Raw genomic sequence first — 17,072 nt, forward strand, 5'->3', positions numbered from 1 at the left:
GGCCGACAGCAGCTGACCGTTCTACACCCTCAATCATGAAGAGCCCCTTTTCACGAACAAAGAAGCGGCTCGGGGAGCCCCTGAGCTGAGATCAGGTGGCTAACACGCGGCCGATCACGCCGAGCACGTCGACGGCGCAGGCAGGCCGTCGAACCGCGACATGAGCCATCCCGAGAACTGCCCTGGATCGAGATCGGTGTGACCCTTGTCCGGCTGATACACGGCCGCGATGCGGCTTCCAAGGGCGCATGCGCGTTCGACGGCGAGCCGCGTCCACTCGGCGTCCACGTAGGTGTCGCGGCCGCCGTAGATGACGAGCATCGGCGCCGCCGCGCGCTGTTGCGGCAGCGCCATGGACTCGAGGATCTTGTAGAGCTGATCCGACGCCGCAGGATCCGACGGCACGAGATCGCTCGGCGTCAGGGCGAACAGTGCGGCGTTGCGTTCGGCCTGGCCGGCCTCGGTGCACTGGGACAGCCGGGTCCAGTTCGGCGTGGCCGACCCGTGGCGGAAGGCGTCGATCGGGAATCCCGCCCTGGTCCGCTCGATGCCCATCAGCGTCCAGACGTACACGCCCTCCTGGTCTTTCGTCAGGGTGCCCTCGGTGGCCTTCGCCACGAATCCGGTCACGTCCGCGAGCGGAGCGAGCGCGACGACGCCCACCAGGTCGAGATCCGGCGCGTATGTCGTGGCCTGTTCGTCGGCCGCCCACGCCACCGCGCCACCCTGGGAGCCGCCGAGGGCGCCCCAGCGTTTGCTGACGTCGGAGGAGACGGCGCGAAGCGCGCGGACGGAGTCGATGAGGTTGAGGCCGCCGGTCTTCGCGTCGAGGTAGGGGTGAAAGCCGGGTCCGCCGAGCCCCTCGTAATCGGGCGCCGCGATGGCGTAGCCCAGCTGCAGGTACGTCGCGACGAGGCTGATCGAGTTCAGCAGGTTGGGAGTGCGCGACGGCGAGCATTCGGGGTTGATGCCGATCGTGCCGTGCGCGAACGCCAGGATCGGCCAACCCCCGTGCGGCGGCTTGCCGGGGGGCACGAAGACCGCGCCGGTCACCACGGTTGGTTTTCCGGTGATACCCGACGTCGACCGGTAGGTGACGCGGAACGACTTACCTCCGAGTCTGCCAACGGAGGCGTCGACGTCGTCCATCGGCGACGCCTCGACTATCGTGCCGGGGCCGCCTTCGGCGATCGAGTCCGACTGCGCCGGCGTATGGTCGGCTACCGCCGGCGCGCCGGAGTCACCCGAGGAGCATCCGACCAGGGCCGCCATGGCGACGAGCGCTACAGCGGAATTGGCCAGCAGTCGGAACTTCATTGCAATCACCCCCCTGGAAACACGCAGGCACCCTCGAGGGGCGCGCCCTCGAAGCGCTCTTTCAACCACGCTAGCGCGGGCCGGAAGTCGACGTTGTCGTGTCCTTCGTCACGGCGCAGTGACCACACCACCACGTCACCGCGGTCGCAGGCACGGCGTGCGGCGTCCTCCACGGACGCCGGAACGGCCATGTCGTCGACCGACCCCGCCACTGCGTAAACGGGGACCGGCGACGGGTCAACCGCCAATGGTAGCGACCATCCGCGCAGGAAGTTCGACAGTCGATCCACGGCGTCCTGGTCCCGCGGCGCGACGTTCTCGGGGGCCAGGTCGATCACCAGGCGGTTCCGCTCGGCGAGTCCGTCACCCGAGCACTGCAACAACTTCGCGTTGTTGTCCAACGCGAAACCGTTCAGGTAATCGTCGAGGTGAAACGACGGATCGACCGACGCCACGGAGTTGACGATGAACTGCATGACCGGGAGCTGGTAATCACTGAGCCTGCGGTCGAACGCGGTCTGCGGTAACGACGCGAGGTCGACGATCGGCACCAGTGCAGCGGCACCCACCATCTCCAGTCCGGCGCCGTACGTGGGCGCGAGCTCGGCGGCAGCCCAACTGGCCTGCCCGCCCTGGGACGCACCGTAGGCGGCCCACTTCGTACTCGCACTCTTCTCCGCTTCGCGCGCGGCGCGGACGGCGTCGATGAGGTTGTACGCGGACGTCCGCGGCTCCAGGTAGGGGTGCGGACCCTTGCTGCCGAGACCCTGGTAATCGGGCATCACCACCAGGTAGCCCTGCGCGAGTAGCGCCTCGACCTGTGGTCCCATTCCCAACAGGTCCGTGTGCCTGGACGGCGCACAATCCTCGAGCAGACCGACGGTGGGGTGGGCGAAGGCGACGATCGGCCACCCGCCGGGCGGAGGCGCCGTCCGCGGCGTGAACACCGAACCCGTGACGGCCGTGGGGGATCCGTCGATACCCGACGTCGACCGGTAGGTGATGCGCTGGGCCTCGGCCCCGGCACGGCTGATCCGCAGATCGACCGGTTCAAGCGGCTTCGGCGGCTCGAGCAGTGCACCGGGTGCAGCCGCGGCGAGGTCGGAGGCGTCCGTCCGCTCAGCGGTCGACGGCTGCGAGTCGGGGGCGCCCGAGCGTGCGCAGGCGGGTGTCAGAAGAAGAGCGGCGGATGTGAGGGTGGCGATGACGCATCGGGAGAGGACGATCGCCGGTCGCGTCGTCACGCCTGGAACGGAGCGGTGCATCGGTTGATCGGCTTCTCACCGTCGAACATCGACCGGACCCAGGGGAACGCCATCTCGGCGTTGATGTCCCCGTGCCCTTCACCCGGTCTCAACACCCACTGAATCGTCGATCCCATTGCGCACGACTCCTTCAGGGCCGTCTCGATCCACGGTCTGTCGACGAGTTGATCCTCGGATCCGTACAGCACGAGCATCGGTGCGGCGGCTTTGCGTTTCGGCACGGCCAGCTCGGCCAGCCACTGCTGCATCTGGTTCATGGCCTCGTCACTGGCCGGGATGAGATCCGCCGGATCCGCGTGCGCGAGAACCTCCATGCCCTTGGGTACACCGGGGCCGCTGCACAACAGCAGGACGTCGCGGTTCTCGTACATCGATCCGTGAATGTACTGAGTCAGGTCGATATCGGGATGGCTACTTCGTTTGAGGCCCATGATGGCGAGGAAGTACATGTGCAGCTGATCGTGCGTCAACGTTCCGGCCTTCGCCTTCGCCGGCAGTTCCGACACGTTGACGACGGGTACCCACGCAGCGGTTCCGACGAGGTCGAGGCCGTCGCCGTAACCGGCTTCCACCTGCTCGTTGGCGGCCCAGGTGGCCAGCCCTCCCAGGGAGCCGCCGAACGCTGCCCATCGGGTCCCCATCAGGGGGCTCAGGTGCCTTGCGGCGCGGACGCCGTCGATGACGTTGCGGCCCAACACCTTCGAGTCGAGGAAGGGATGAACGCCGAACCCGCCGAGTCCTTCGTAATCCGACGCGACGATGGCGAATCCGTGCAGCAGCAGCACGGAGACGGGAAGCCACTGGTTCAGCAGATCGTCGTAGAGCGACGGCCCGCAGTCGGAGTCGATGCCCGTGTTGCCGTGGTTGAACGCGACCAGTTCGAAGCCCTTCTCGGGCGGTGTGCCGCTGGGAACGAGAACCACGCCGGTGACCTCGACGGGGCGGTCGTCCCACGACAGCGACATGTACCGGATGCGGTACGCCGACGCTCCGGTGATCGTGACGCGCGGGTCGATGAGCTCGAACGGTTCCGCCGACAGCAGCGACCCCGGTGCGGCACCGCCGAGCTGCGGGTAGTCGGCACCCGGCTCCACCTGCATGGACGGCTTCGTCGGGATGGTGGTGGTCACCGGCACGCTCTTGTACGACAGATCATCGTGATTCGAGGTGCAGCCGGTGAGAACCAGCCCAACGATCATCAACGCCGTCGAGAGCTTCATACCCGCGGTACGAAGGCGTCTCACCTTGTCCTCACCGTCCCCACTGCACACCTTCCCAAACCTACGACTTCGGATTCGCCTTCGGTTGCGCCGGCGCCGGCGTCTTCGGCTGCGCCTGAGCCTTCGCCTGAGCCTGTGTCTTCGGCTGCGCCTTAGCCTTGGCCTTCGGCTGGGGTTTCGGAGGCGGTTTCGGCTTCGTCGCGGGCCGCTTCCCGACGGTCGACACCACGCCGAGGATCCGGGTGCGCGCTATGCGGGCCTTCTCCGCCACGGCCGCGAGCTGCTTGTCCGTTGTCGAACCCGGTCGTGCCACGAGCAGCAAGCCGTCGGTCCACTCCGAGATGCTCAGGCTGTCGGAGTACTCGAGTATCGGGCTGCCGCTGATGATGACGAAGTCGTACTCGTTGGCCAGGTACTTCAACACCTCGATCACGCCCGTTCCCGCCAGCAGCCGGCTGGGTGAGTCCGACGGGGACCCGGCGGGAAGCACGTCGAAGCCGTTCAGCTCCGTACGCGTGATCACCGTGTCGAGCGTCGTACCGCCGGTCAGCACGTCGGTCAGGCCCTGGCGGCCGGAGAGGTTGAGCCGAGCCGAGATGTCCTTCGTGTGCAGGTTGCTCTCGACGACGACGACGGAGCGCCCCGACTCGGCGAGCGCGCCCGCCAAACCGAGCGTCACCGCCGGAGCTTCCTCGGTCGGTCCTGCGACGATGACCGCACCCGAGGACGTCGAATCGAGCGTCGCCAGCACCGCGGTGCGCAGCGAGCGGTAGGACTCGCTTGCCGCGGGATCCTGCGCACCGAAAGGCAGGCCGTTGGGCGTGCTGGGGGATCCGTCGGGCACCGTTCCCAGCGTCGGGGCGCCCGCCGCGGCGGCGGCTGCCTCGTCGCTGCGCACGGAGCGGTCGAGCTTGTCGCGGGCGATCGCGCCCACGAGTCCGACGAGGAGGCCGCCGGCCAACCCGTACAGGAGATTGGGAATCCACTTCGGCGTCGCAGCGCTCGTCGGGAGGTCCGCTTCGTCGACGAGGGTGGCCGCCGCGGCGGGCGAGCCGCCGCGCGCCGACGTCTCCAACTCCTCCACCAGCTGCGAAGTTTGCACCGAGACCGCATTCGCTAAATCGCGAGCCAGAGTCGGATTCGAGTTCTTGACCGAAATCGTCATCAAAACCGAGTTGGGAATCGGAACCGCGGTGATCATCGACTGCAGCTCTTCAGGCGTCAGATCGATTTGAAGTTGGTCGATTACTCGTTGCGCGATTTGTTTGCCCTCGGCGAGTCGTACGTACGAGGACACGCGTTCCTGGCCGAACAAGTTCCCCTGGTACGCCTCGACCACGGAGGCGCCGCCGGTGGCGGTCACGAACATTTGCGTGGTGGCGATGTACTTGGGTGTCATCAACGCGGACACGCCAGCGGCCACAGCAACGCCCAGCAAGGTCGCGGCGATGATGATCTTCCACCGTCGACCCCAGATCGCGAGGTATTCGAGTAAGTCCATGGAGTCGGCCCTCCCAGTCGGCTCGGCACGTGAGCGGCTGCAACTACGTCCGCCGAAGTGTACAACCCTTCTCGAAGCGCTGCGGCGCAGGTAGTCACAGGTTCCGTTCAGGGACGCGCGCTTCACGTGGCGAGTTTTCGCGCCACTCGTGATCGAGATGACCCATACCGCCCCGCTGCATCATCCGAGCAATGCCAGCAACTGTGGCATACTTCCAGGCTCGGGAGGACGCGACGAATTGGGCCACCTTCCTGCGAACAAGTCGACGACACGGACCATAACTAGGCGGAGCGATGAAAACTGCCCTAATCACGGGCATCACCGGACAAGACGGCCTTTACCTCTCGGAATTACTTCACGACAAGGGCTACCGTGTTCTCGGGCTGATTCAAGGCCAGAACAATCCGAAAGCTTCGTTGCTGAAGAAAGATGTTCCGTACGTCGAGACCCTTAGCGGAAATTTGCTCGATCTCGCCAGTCTGATGCGCGCCCTTCAGGAAGCGCAGCCGGACGAGGTGTACAACCTCGGAGCAGTTTCGTTTGTGGCCTATTCGTGGCAGAACGCGCGGCTGACCAGTGACGTCACCGGAACCGGCGTGCTCAACATGCTCGAGGCCGTGCGGCTCTATCAGGACGCCTCCGGCAAGAAGGTGCGCTTCTATCAGGCGTCGAGCTCGGAGATGTTCGGCAAGGTGCAGGACGTCCCGCAGAAGGAGTCCACCCTGCTCTGGCCGCGGTCCCCGTACGGCGTCGCCAAGGTCTTCGGTCATTACATGACCATCAACTACCGCGAGTCCTACGACCTCCACGCCAGCTCGGGCATTCTCTTCAATCACGAGTCGCCGCGCCGCGGGCCGGAATTCGTCACGAGGAAGGTCTCGCAGGCCGTCGCCCGGATCCACCTGAAGATGCAGGACGAACTGGCGCTCGGCAATCTCGACGCCAAGCGCGACTGGGGCTTCGCAGGCGACTACGTCAAGGCGATGTGGCTCATGCTGCAGCAGGACGAGGCCGACGATTACGTGATCGCCACGGGCGAGACCCACTCGATCCGGGAGTTGCTGGACGTCGCGTTCAGCGAGATCGGAGTCGACGACTGGTCGCCCTACGTCCGGACCGACGAGCGGTTCATGCGCCCTGCGGAGGTCGATCTGCTGATCGGCGACTCCACCAAGGCGCGGACCACTCTCGGCTGGGAGCCTTCGGTGTCCTTCGACGAACTCGTCCGCATGATGGTCCGCCACGACATAGACGAGCAGTCGAAGCGCGCGGACGGTTGACGCTGATGACGGGTCGGTCCGTATTGATCACCGGCGTCAGCGGACAGGACGGACGACTGCTGACCGGTCGGCTGGCCGAAGACGCGGATCGCATCGTGGGCGTCGTTCCGCTGGATACATCGGACGAACTGTTGGACGAACTGGCCTCGGCCGACAACGTGTCGGTGGTGCGCGCCGAGTTGTCCGACACGGCCGTGTGTCGTCAGCTCATCTCGGATATCCGCCCGGACACCGTCTTTCATCTCGCCGCCATCTCGTCGGTGGGGAAGTCGTGGGAACTCCCGGTCGAGACGTCGCAACTCAACGGGATGGCCTCGGTTGCCTTGATGGCGCAGTGCCTCGAACTCGCCGAGAAGGACCGCCATCCGGTCCGCTTCGTCAACTGCTCGAGTGCCGAGATCTTCGGCTCCGCAACGCAGGTGCCGCAGAACGAGGACACCCCACTGCGGCCCAACTCGCCCTACGGCGTGTCCAAGGCCTTCGCCCACCTGATGGCCGACACCTTCCGGTCCCGTGGTCTCTGGGTGAGCAACGCGATCCTCTACAACCACGAATCAACCTTGCGCCCTGAGGCTTTCGTGACACGGAAGATCACCAAGACGGTTGCCGCGATCGCAACCGGCGCTGCGGACACCCTCCGGCTCGGCAATCTGGACGCGCGACGGGACTGGGGCTGGGCGCCCGACTACGTCGACTGTCTGGTGCGCATGTCGCGGCACGCGACGTGCGACAACTTCGTCATCGCTACGGGGGAGTCCCACTCGGTGCGCGACTTCGTCGCCACCGCCTTCGCGGCCGCCGGAATCGACGACTGGGAGCCGCTGGTCGAGGTCGAGGCCGGGCTGATCCGGCCCGCCGACGCAGCCGACCTGGTCGGCGACGCGTCGAAAGCCAGGAGCGTCCTGGGCTGGCAGCCCACGGTCGGATTCCAGCAGATCGTCGAGAACATGGTGTCTGCGGATCTCCGCCTCGCCGCCGCGGCAGCGAGCTGAACGTGCCTACCCCAGAAGGAGGAGCATGACCACGGACTACCACACCACCCGAAGCCAGCGTCTCGGAGAGAGCTTCTTCAACTACGCGGTGACCCACGTGCCGTCACACAACTTCCGGCAGTGGTATCTGCGGCGCTTCGGCGCCACGATCGGTCGCGACGTCGGAATCATGATGGGTACGCACGTGCTCGGGGTGCACCGTCTCGTCATCGGCGACGGCTGCTCGATCGGTTCCAACGTCGTCCTCGACGCGCGCGGCGGCCTGACCATCGACACGTCGGCCGTCATCGCCTCGGACGTCTACATCGTCACCGCCAAGCACGTCGTCGACAGTCCGGATTTCGAAGTCGTCATCGCGCCGGTGCACGTGAAGCACCACGCCTGGGTCGCCAGCCGGGCGACCGTGCTGCAGGGCGTCACCATCGGCGTCGGCGCCGTGGTCGGCGCGTGTTCGATGGTGAACAAGGACGTCGACGACATGGCGATCGTCGCTGGGACGCCGGCGCGGACCTTGGGCAAGCGGGAATCGAACTTGTCCTACTACCCTAAATTCCGACCGGTCCTCTACTAGGGCGGCTTTGCTGTGGTGGTGAAGGGAGACGATCGCATGCCAGCGCTCAAGGACGTCCGCGTGATCTACGTGGCGCCCGCGTACGGACGGAGCGGCGTCGGGGATTACGCGGTCGACTTCGCCAACGAAGTGCGAAACCACGTCGCCGAGCTGATCGAGTACAACATCGAATCCGACGGCGACGAGACCGTCCGCAGCGTCGTTCACGATGTCCGCCGCGTCCGCCAACTCGCGAAGGAGAGCGCGCGCAAGGGTCCGACGATCGTGCACTTCGAACAGAGCGCTGGATCGCTTGCCACGTTCTGGGGGTCGTTCCTCCCCAAGTCGATCCCCGTCACCGCGACGATTCACGATGCTCCGCAACCGGTTTGGTGGCCTTTCAAGACGCGTCTCCTGATGCGCCACCGGCTTCTGCACCACGGTGTGCACTACCCGTTCCGGTTCGTCACCAACGCCCTGCAGCGCCGTGCGTGCGATGGTCGCACCATCGTCACGTTGACGTCGATCGGCGCGCGGAACGTCGCGCTGCGACAGCCGGGCGTCGATGCCCGGTCGACTCGCATCTTCATCCCGACGCGCACGGCCCTGCGGCCACTCACCGAAAGGCCCCTGGCCATCGGCTTGTTCGGCCACGTCTACAAGGGCAAGGGATTCGACCAGATCGACACGATGCGGGAGATCCTCGACGACGACATCGAAATCGTGGTCGCGGGACGCGGCACCGAGGCGCTGCCGTCGCGTCCGGGTGTGCGGGTGCTCGGCGAGGTCAACGACGCCGACGAGGACGCGTTCTTCGACTCGATCAGGTTCCTCGCGGTGCCGTACTCGAAGGACAACAAGTACGGCAAGGGCTGGGCGGCGTCGAGTGCCGTCTCTCGGTCGTTCGCGTACGGCACGCCCATCGTCTGCATTCTGGACGGGGCGCTGCAGGAGGCGGCCGTCGAGGGCGGCGCGGTCGGTGTCGACGGTGGCGGCGAGGCGATCGCTCATCGGGTCAACGAGATCATCCGCGACGACGACGCTTTGACGAAGCTCGGCGACGAGGTCCGGCGGCTCCAGGAGGAGCGCACCCTCGCCAACTGCATCACGCCGTTCCTCGATGCGTGGACGGAACTCGCCCAATGCAGCCGATCCTGACCAAACTGGCTGACAGCCACATCCTCCGGGCGGCGGTCGCGTCGTTCTGGAACTACAGCGGGCGTCTCGTGGGTCTCGCGTGGACCGCTCTGCTGATCTCCAAGCTCGGCGTGGGCGACTACGGCAAGTACTCGATCGGCGTCGCGGCCGCGGCGATCATCAACGCGGGCATCGACAACGCGTTCTTCGTGCGGTCGCTTCGCGTGGAGGAGAGGGAGTATCAGCGCGAACGCTGCGCGCGGGTGATCTTCGGCTCGGCGATCGGCGCCGTCGGCGTCGCGGTGTTCTTCGAGTGGTACATCGCCGGTTTCGCGATCGTGGTCGCGGCGGGGGAGCTGCTGTTCAACACCTTCAAGAGCCAGTACCTGCGCGCGGCCAGACCCGACATCGCGATGCGGTTCGACGCGATCCGCCAGCTCGTGAGCATCGGCCTCGGCGGCGCCTACGTCCTGCTGGTCCCCGAGCCGAAGCTCAGCGTGGTCACGGCACTGTACGTCGCGCCGTACCTCGTGATCATGCTCGTCACGTGGACCTACGTGCCCGGTCGCAAACCCGCCCCGCCGGGTGGGCTCAAGGAGATGTCGCTGCTCTCCTCGGAGGCGTTCGCCGCCGCTGTGTACGGGCAGGGTGACCTGCTCATCATCGGGTTCCTCGCAGGCGACCGCGTCGCGGGCATGTACTCCCTCGCGCTCGTCACCGCGCTCGCCATCTCGACGATCGGCCAGAATTACGCGAACACCTTCATCGACGGGCTGCGGGAAGCGAAGGGGCACACCGACTCCGCTCCCGCACTTAAGAACGTTCTGCGAGTGGCCGCCGTGACGTGCTCGGTCATGGTGACCATCGGTGTCGGCGTGCTCATCTGGGGCGGGGCCGATCTGGTGGGCGTCGTGTTCCTGATCCTCGCCGTCTGGGTGTTCCTGAGAACCATCAACCACGTTCTCATCGTGATCCTGTTCCTCCAGCATCGCGACGCCCTGCGCGTCCGCGCGACGGTCGGCGCAGCCGTGCTCAAGATCGCCGTGTTGTTCGCCGCCGTGCACTTCGCGGGTGCCTACGGCGCCGCGGTCACGACCGTGGTGATGGAGGCCGGGCTCCTGTTCGTGTACTACCGCGCGATTTACCGAACTCGAGCGGTGCCGAACGACTCGCCAGGAGAGGTGGTCCTGCCGTGAAGGCGACGTTCCTGTTGTCGAAGGACCCCTCGCGGGAGTCGACCGGCGATATGACGATGGCCAAGCTCGCCATCGACCTCGCGGCGCAGTCCTACGAGACGGCCGTGATCTGCCTGTCTCAGGCCGAAGCGGGCGCACCCGTGCCCGCGGGCCTTCAGCGTGTTCCCAAGCCGCCCCCGAAACCGCTGCCGGTCGTGGGCAAGAGCATCCGCAGGAATCGCAGCCTGTTGCACGCGAGGTTCGTGGTCCCGGAGTTGATCGACGCCGTGGACCGGGCGGACACCGACATCTTCGTGGCCGACCACTGCTACATGGCGGAGGCCGTTCTCGACTCCCGGCGCTTCGCGAGCGCCGCCAGGCCCGCCGAGATGCTCGCGGTGAGCACCGTGGTGCCCGAGGCGCTGGTGTGGCGCGCGACGCGGGGCGTCATCGGCAGGTTGGAGGGGCCGCGCATCATCCGCGACGAGATCCGAGTCGCCAAGTCCGCCTACACCGTTGGCACCTACGATCGCGACGAGGCCGACTTCTACCTCGATAAGGGGATTCAGCGGGCGCACTGGCTGGATCTGACGCTGCCCGCCAATACCAAGGTCGACGTCGGTGCGGCAGGAAGGCGACTGCTGTTCCTCGGCGACCGGCGATGGGCGCCCAATCAGGAGGCGTACCTCGAATTGCTGACGATGTGGCCGGACATCGCCAGGGGGATCGAGGGCGCCGAATTGGCGATTGTAGGGGCCGCCGACCCGAACGCCGAGCGCCCCGCACTTCCGGACGGTGTCACCGACTACGGGTTCGTGGACGACCTCGACGCGTTTCTCGCGACGTGCCGGGCGGTCGTGGCGCCCATCCGCACCGGCGGTGGAGTGCGCGTGAAGATCCTCGACACCGTCAGCCGGGGGATGCCGGTGGTCGGCACCTCGCAGGCCGTCGGCTCGCTCGGCGAGGTCCTGGGGATGCGGACGTTCGATGAGCGGGCCGAGTTGGTCGAGCAGTCCCGAAGATTCCTGCTCGACGCGCAGTTCGCACGGAGCGAAGGCGATGCTCTGTACACGACGAACCGGCACCGATGGGACGAGGGCGTGCCGCACGCCTCGGTGGAAAGGTGGCTCAAGCCGTGACGGGTATCGTGCGACAGCCCCGTGTGGGCGCGTGGGCGACTGTGCTGCTCTTCATCCTGTTGGCGGCACTCTGCGGGGGACTGGTGGCCGCCGACGTGCCGATGGGCAAGGTCGTCGGGATCGGCCTCGCGGGGATGGTGGTCGGGACGGCGGTGACCGTCCTGCACCCGAACGCCGTTTACTACGCGTTCGCGTTCGTCCTCGGGGCGATTCCGTTCGCCGTCGTGCCGGGGCTCGGCCAGCCCATGGTGTTCATCCTCGCCGTCGCGATCTGGGCGGCGCTGCTCACACATCCGATCGCCGAGTACCGCACCAACGCAGTCGAAGTGGCCACGGTGTTCCTCGTCGTCACCTCACTTCTGTCGATGGTCATGACCGCGACGGGCCTCGCCGACTACCTCGAGTTCGTGAAGTGGTTGCTCGGCGTGTCCGTGCTGTTCGTCCTGTTCCGACTCGATCGGCGGGTCCTGCGCAAGTTCGGGCAGTCGTTCGCGATCGGCACGTTCGTCGGTGCGGCCTTCGCGCTGGGCGTGTTCTTCTTCGACAAAGCGGGAACCACGCTCAACCTGCTGAGTCCCATCGGGTACGGCCAAACCGGTGTCATCGGAACGCATCTGCGCTTCTACGTGATCGACAACAGCACCGTCGTCCGCTTGACGGGTACGTACATCGACCCCAACGCGGCGGGCATCTTCCTGCTGATCGGCGGCGCCTTCGCGGTGGCGCTGCTGCGCGGTTGGGTGCGGTTCATCGCCGTGCCGGTGATCTTCGGCGCGCTCATCATCACGCTGAGCCGGTCGGCGATCTTCTCCGCCGTGGTGGCGCTGCTGTTCTTCCTGCTCTTTCAGAAGATGAGCACGACCATCCGGCTGAGCATCATCGGTTTGGCGATTGTGTCCGCTGCGGGCGCGCTGTCGGTACCGGCGATCTACAGCCGCTTCTTCGACTCCTTCGGTTCACAGGACATCGGGGCCAACGACAGGGCTGAGGCGCTGATCAACTTCCCCAAGGTGATGTCCGGGAATTGGCTCTTCGGAAAGGGCTGGGGTGTACCGGAGTTCACGGACGAAGTCGTGGGTTACAAGACGAATTACGTAGCGAACAGCCCCCTGCTCACCGTCTACCGAGGTGGCATCTTCACCGGCTTGGCCTTCGTCGCGGTACTCATCGCGGCCATCGTGATCGCGCATCGCAACGCGCGTCAGGACCCGTGGGAGAGCGGCATCATGGGTGCTGCCGTCTTCGGGTTCGCGGTCGTCGGTCTGCAGCTCGACTTCCCCGTCGTCACACACGCGCCGATGACGATGGCCTTCTGCGTCTTCCTCACCCTCGCCTCGCTGAATCCGGTAGAACCCGACGATCCCCCACGGGACGTCGACGATGTCGGTGACGGTGACGGTGAGAACACGGAGCGGCGGCCCACGACCACGAAGGTGAGCTCGGATGTCTGACACGCAGAAGACTCACGGTGGCGGTGAATCGCTGCTCCCCGCCACCCCCGTGAAGGGCGGCGCCCGAATCGCCGGTCTCGAAGGGCCGCGCGGCTTCGGTTGCCTCTGCGTGATCTTCGTGCACTGCTCGATCCACTTCGCGCCGGATGTGCTGGCTTCCACGCGCATCGACTTCATCGGGCAGGCCCTGACGTTCTTCTTCGTGTTGTCGGGGTTCCTGCTGTACCTGCCGTACGTGCAGCGCTATCGCGACGGGCGCGAGCTACCCGCGACCGGGCAGTACCTCATGCGTCGTGTGCTGCGCGTCTTTCCCGCCTACCTCGTCATCTTCATCATCGTCAACTTCGTCCTGCGCGCCGCTTACATCCAGAATCCCGTCTCGCTGGCTTGGGACAACCCCCAGGGTGGTACCGGGATGATCACCGATCCGCTGAAGTTGCTCGCGTACTTCACCCTCACCCACTCGCTGTTCCCGTCGCTCTATCAGACGGGCATCAACACGTCCTGGTCGCTGACCGCCGAATGGGGCTTCTATCTCGCGCTGCCGATCATCGGCTTCATGATGTTCAAACTCGGCAGGAACTCGAGCAACCGCATGCGCACCGCGATGTGGGCTCCGCTGGTCCTGCTGGTGATCGGCCTGATCGCGAACACGTCGATCGGTATCCTGCAGTCCCGCGCCGGCATCTCCACCGTCGAGGCGTACTGGGGCCCGAACTGGATCGCAGTACTCGCCAGAAGCTTCTTCGGCATCGCCGACAACTTCGCCTTCGGCATGCTGGCCGCGGTGATCTTCGTCGGGATGAAGCGGAACAACTGGTGGAGCACGACGTCGACGAGCAGGCTCCAGTGGATCTTCGGTGCCGTGACGGTCGTGGGCGTGCTGGCGTCGATGGTGTTGTTCGCGACCAATCCCCGTTTCCTCGCAACGGTTTTCGCGTTCGCCGGCGGTGCGTTCATCCTCTTCATCATCGCCCCGACGGCCCGCGGTGCCCATTCGAGGGTCGCGGAGATCCTGGACTGGACGCCCATGCGGAAGATGGGGGTCATCTCGCTGTCGGCCTACCTGTGGCACTACCCGGTGCTGATCATGGTGTATCGCATGGACCTTCCGATCCCCATCGGATGGGCGGGACTCTTCCTCGGGTTCGGGGTGGTCGCCGCGATCAGCATCGTGCTCGCCATGATCACCTACCGCCTCGTGGAATTGCCCGCCATGAATTACCGTGCGTGACAACGGATTAAACCTCCGTCGTCGTGACTTCCTAGCGGCCGGCGTCACGCTGGTCGCGAGTACTGCCGTGGGCTGCTCGACGCCCACCACCGAAACGGCAACCCGGACAACCACCTCGAGCCCCGCGCCGCCTCGCGCGCCCACCGCGGTAGGGCTCGCGGCCGGGTCCGCGCTGCTGTGGGCCTCCGATAACGACCTGCGCAGGACTCTCGACGCAGCGGTCCAGGCGGGAGTGAGCATCATCCGCTTCGACGTGTCCTGGACCTTCGCCGAGCCGTACCGCGGACGCTACGAATGGGCGCCGTCCGACCGGATCGTGAAGGCGGCGGTGGAGCGCCGGTTGCGGCCTCTCGTCACGATCACCAACTCACCGTCGTGGGCGGCGGTGGGGGGATGGCGCCAGACGGGTCGGCCCACCGATCCCGCCACGTACGCCGACTTCGCGGGCACGGTCGCCGAACACTACCGGGATTCGGTGGACGTCTTCGAGATCTGGAATGAGCCGAACGGCCGAATGTTCTTCGAGCCCATGCCGGATCCTGTCGTGTACGCGCAGATGTTGCGGTTGGCGTATCAGCGCATCAAGGCAGTTCACCCCGATTCGACGGTGCTCGGGGGCGCCCTGGGCGCCGTCGATCACACGCCGGACACACTCGCGCCCGTGAGCTTCCTTCAGGGCATGTACACCGCAGGCGCCCACGATCACTTCGATGCGCTGTCGTTCCACCCGTACGACTATTCGGCACCGCTCGCCACCGGTGCCCTGTACCCCAACTCCCCGATGAGTCAGATGGCGGCGATGTACGAGGTGATGGCGCGGAACGGCGACGGCACCAAACAGATCTGGATCACCGAGTACGGCGCCCCGTCTTCACGGATCGGCCCGGCCGCGCAGGCGGATCTCATCGCGAACTCGCTGCGACAGTGGCAGGAGGTCGACTACGCCGGCCCCTTCATCGTGCACACCATCCGCGATGACGACACCGCGGCACTGCCGGACGAGCGGACGTTCGGTGTCGTCGGTTCCGACTACACGCCCAAGCCCGCATTCACTCAGTTGCAGTCGCTGCTCGCGCCGGGGGCGCATCTCAGCCGGGATGTCGACGCCGACTTCCGCGGCAACCGCGACGCCGCGCTCGGCGCGGCTGTGACACCCGTCTTCAACCTCAAGGAGGGGACGGGGCAGCGCTTCGAGCGAGGCTACCGCTACAGCACCGCAACAGGGTTCATCAACGCCCCCGTCGACGTGGGTGCCAAGGCGCTGCAATGGCAACTGGTGCCCAACACCGAGTTCGCAAACGGCTACCAGGATTTCGGAGGTTCCGCCTTACGGATCTTCTCGCATCCGCAGTTCGGCACGCGTGCGATCTTCGGCGCGATTCTCGCCGCGTGGACGCCCGAGCTCGGCGCTCCGACGTCCGACGAGCACCCCGTCGCCCCTGGAGGCGCCGCGCGCGCCGTCGACTTCGAGCACGGCACGATAAGTTGGTCTGAAGCGGATGGCGCAAAGGTGAGCATTCGCTAGTGCGCAGTTCGACATTCACCGACAAGACACATGAATCGATGATCACGCTTTCTCGCGTAACAGTCCTCTCGTCGGACTGCGCGTCATGACCGGCAACCGTGTCGTCGCCGCGGTCGCGGTCGCGTTGACGGCCATCGTGGTGGCGTTCGGGATCAGCGGCTACCTGATCTTCACGCTGGCTAGGAGCGAGCCTCTGCAGCGCGTCGACGCCATCATCGTGCTGGGCGGCGAGCACGACGGCAGGGAGGCCTACGGCGTCGAATTGGCGCGCCAGGGGTATGCGCCGGTCGTGGTGCTGTCGAACCCGTACGGTGACGACGACACCGTGATGCAGGAGATGTGCACGGGCCGAAAGGGTTCGATCGAAGTCATCTGCAGGCGTCCCGACCCGTTGACGACCCGCGGCGAGGCGATCGTGACCGAACAGCTGGCCGCGCAACGGAACTGGTCGTCGGTCATCGTGGTGACCTGGCGCTACCACCTGCCGAGGGCGCAGTACGTGTTCAACCGGTGCCTGAACAACCCGCGGCTCAACGTGGTCATGCGGGCCGTGCCCCGCGAGTACGACATGTCCCCGCTCGACTGGGCCGAGGTGTACCTGTATCAGTACGGCGGCTTCATCAAGGCGTTCGCGCAGGGCTCCTGTTCGACGTGAGTCCGCCGCCGTGGCTCAGTTGTAGGGCTGCAGCGTCTGCTGAATGCTCCGGAGGCGGGCGCGCGCCGCGTTGACGTGCGCCATCATCGGCTTCGACTGCTCCCAGCCCGCGCCCGGCTGAAGGGCCCGGCACTCGTCGACCGCCTGGTTGAGCTCACTGACCATCGACTGCAGCCGTCCGTTCACGCGGCTGCTGGGGCCGGGAAGGGCTCCCTGGTACATGGAGGCGGCGACGCTGAGCTGCCCGCAGCCCGAGTACACCTCGTTGATGTCACCGGAACTGATGCCCCCCGCGAACGTCCGCAGTGCGTCGTCCATGGCCTGGTACGGCTCGGAGAGGTTCTTGGTGAACCATATGTACCCGGTCTTGTAGTCGGGCGAGCCCGCGACCGTGGGGGTCGGTTTCGGGTCGGCGCCCGCAGGCGCCGGATCGACCAGCTGAATGCCCGACCCGACGAGCGCAGCGACGACGACGGCGGTGGCCGCGCAGAGCAGTCCTCCCCGTCTCACACGTCGGTTCCACATGCCCTCGGACGAACGCGAGGCCGTGTCATCTGGATGCGCCATGGTGATCCTCAATCCGGCTCTTCACAGATGAGGGTGTAGAGGTGGTTGGCGCGTCGTTGCCGGG

The 17,072-nt window shown here is 66.1% G+C and carries 15 protein-coding genes; 10 read left to right on the forward strand and 5 right to left on the reverse strand.

Annotation, left to right across the window (positions count from 1 at the left end):
• Positions 1–114 precede the first annotated feature (114 nt).
• The 4 genes from EB75_RS11160 to EB75_RS11175 are packed head-to-tail and all read right to left on the reverse strand — an operon-like array spanning position 115 to position 5,303.
• Positions 115–1,317, reverse strand: a complete 1,203-nt coding sequence (locus EB75_RS11160; RefSeq protein WP_073695467.1) for an alpha/beta hydrolase — start codon at positions 1,315–1,317, stop codon at positions 115–117.
• A gap of 5 nt (positions 1,318–1,322) precedes the next feature.
• On the reverse strand, positions 1,323–2,561 hold the full coding sequence (locus tag EB75_RS11165; protein ID WP_168176028.1) for a lipase family protein: 1,239 nt from the start codon (positions 2,559–2,561) through the stop codon (positions 1,323–1,325).
• Positions 2,558–3,826, reverse strand: coding sequence for a lipase family protein (locus EB75_RS11170; protein WP_142239546.1), 1,269 nt, complete (start codon positions 3,824–3,826; stop codon positions 2,558–2,560). The genes EB75_RS11165 and EB75_RS11170 overlap by 4 nt, the downstream gene beginning before the upstream one ends.
• A 37-nt stretch (positions 3,827–3,863) precedes the next feature.
• Positions 3,864–5,303 carry a tyrosine-protein kinase domain-containing protein gene (locus EB75_RS11175; RefSeq protein ID WP_073695469.1) on the reverse strand — a complete coding sequence of 480 codons (1,440 nt, stop codon included), beginning with the start codon at positions 5,301–5,303 and terminating at the stop codon, positions 3,864–3,866.
• Positions 5,304–5,596: 293 nt separating this feature from the next.
• Between EB75_RS11175 and EB75_RS11180 the strand changes: the two genes are divergently transcribed.
• The 10 genes from EB75_RS11180 to EB75_RS11225 all read left to right on the forward strand — a co-directional run bounded on the left by EB75_RS11180 (position 5,597) and on the right by EB75_RS11225 (position 16,441).
• The gene (locus EB75_RS11180) at positions 5,597–6,583 is read left to right on the forward strand and encodes a GDP-mannose 4,6-dehydratase (protein ID WP_073695470.1); all 987 of its coding nucleotides are present in this window, start codon (positions 5,597–5,599) and stop codon (positions 6,581–6,583) included.
• 5 nt (positions 6,584–6,588) lie between these two features.
• Positions 6,589–7,575: a GDP-mannose 4,6-dehydratase gene (locus EB75_RS11185; RefSeq protein ID WP_073695471.1), complete on the forward strand. Its 987-nt coding sequence runs from the start codon at positions 6,589–6,591 to the stop codon at positions 7,573–7,575.
• A 25-nt stretch (positions 7,576–7,600) separates the two neighbouring features.
• A complete protein-coding gene (locus tag EB75_RS11190; protein ID WP_073695472.1) occupies positions 7,601–8,146 on the forward strand; it encodes an acyltransferase in 546 nt (181 codons plus the stop codon).
• A gap of 36 nt (positions 8,147–8,182) precedes the next feature.
• Positions 8,183–9,283, forward strand: a complete 1,101-nt coding sequence (locus EB75_RS11195; RefSeq protein ID WP_073695480.1) for a glycosyltransferase family protein — start codon at positions 8,183–8,185, stop codon at positions 9,281–9,283.
• A complete protein-coding gene (locus EB75_RS11200; RefSeq protein WP_073695473.1) occupies positions 9,268–10,458 on the forward strand; it encodes a lipopolysaccharide biosynthesis protein in 1,191 nt (396 codons plus the stop codon). Before EB75_RS11195 ends, EB75_RS11200 begins: the two co-directional genes overlap by 16 nt.
• A complete protein-coding gene (locus tag EB75_RS11205) occupies positions 10,455–11,576 on the forward strand; it encodes a glycosyltransferase family 4 protein (protein WP_286150154.1) in 1,122 nt (373 codons plus the stop codon). Before EB75_RS11200 ends, EB75_RS11205 begins: the two co-directional genes overlap by 4 nt.
• On the forward strand, positions 11,573–13,027 hold the full coding sequence (locus EB75_RS11210) for an O-antigen ligase domain-containing protein (protein ID WP_142239547.1): 1,455 nt from the start codon (positions 11,573–11,575) through the stop codon (positions 13,025–13,027). Before EB75_RS11205 ends, EB75_RS11210 begins: the two co-directional genes overlap by 4 nt.
• Complete coding sequence (locus EB75_RS11215) at positions 13,020–14,261, forward strand: acyltransferase family protein (RefSeq protein ID WP_073695475.1); 1,242 nt, start codon at positions 13,020–13,022, stop codon at positions 14,259–14,261. The genes EB75_RS11210 and EB75_RS11215 overlap by 8 nt, the downstream gene beginning before the upstream one ends.
• A complete protein-coding gene (locus tag EB75_RS11220) occupies positions 14,254–15,786 on the forward strand; it encodes a cellulase family glycosylhydrolase (RefSeq protein WP_083612164.1) in 1,533 nt (510 codons plus the stop codon). Before EB75_RS11215 ends, EB75_RS11220 begins: the two co-directional genes overlap by 8 nt.
• Before the next feature lie 85 nt (positions 15,787–15,871).
• A complete protein-coding gene (locus EB75_RS11225; protein WP_073695477.1) occupies positions 15,872–16,441 on the forward strand; it encodes a YdcF family protein in 570 nt (189 codons plus the stop codon).
• Between the two features lie 15 nt (positions 16,442–16,456).
• Here EB75_RS11225 and EB75_RS11230 read toward each other — a convergent pair whose 3' ends face one another.
• A complete protein-coding gene (locus tag EB75_RS11230) occupies positions 16,457–16,951 on the reverse strand; it encodes a hypothetical protein (protein WP_073695478.1) in 495 nt (164 codons plus the stop codon).
• Positions 16,952–17,072 lie beyond the last annotated feature (121 nt).

It is taken from the genome of Mycobacterium sp. ST-F2 (genome assembly GCF_001905655.1).
Lineage (GTDB): Bacteria > Actinomycetota > Actinomycetes > Mycobacteriales > Mycobacteriaceae > Mycobacterium.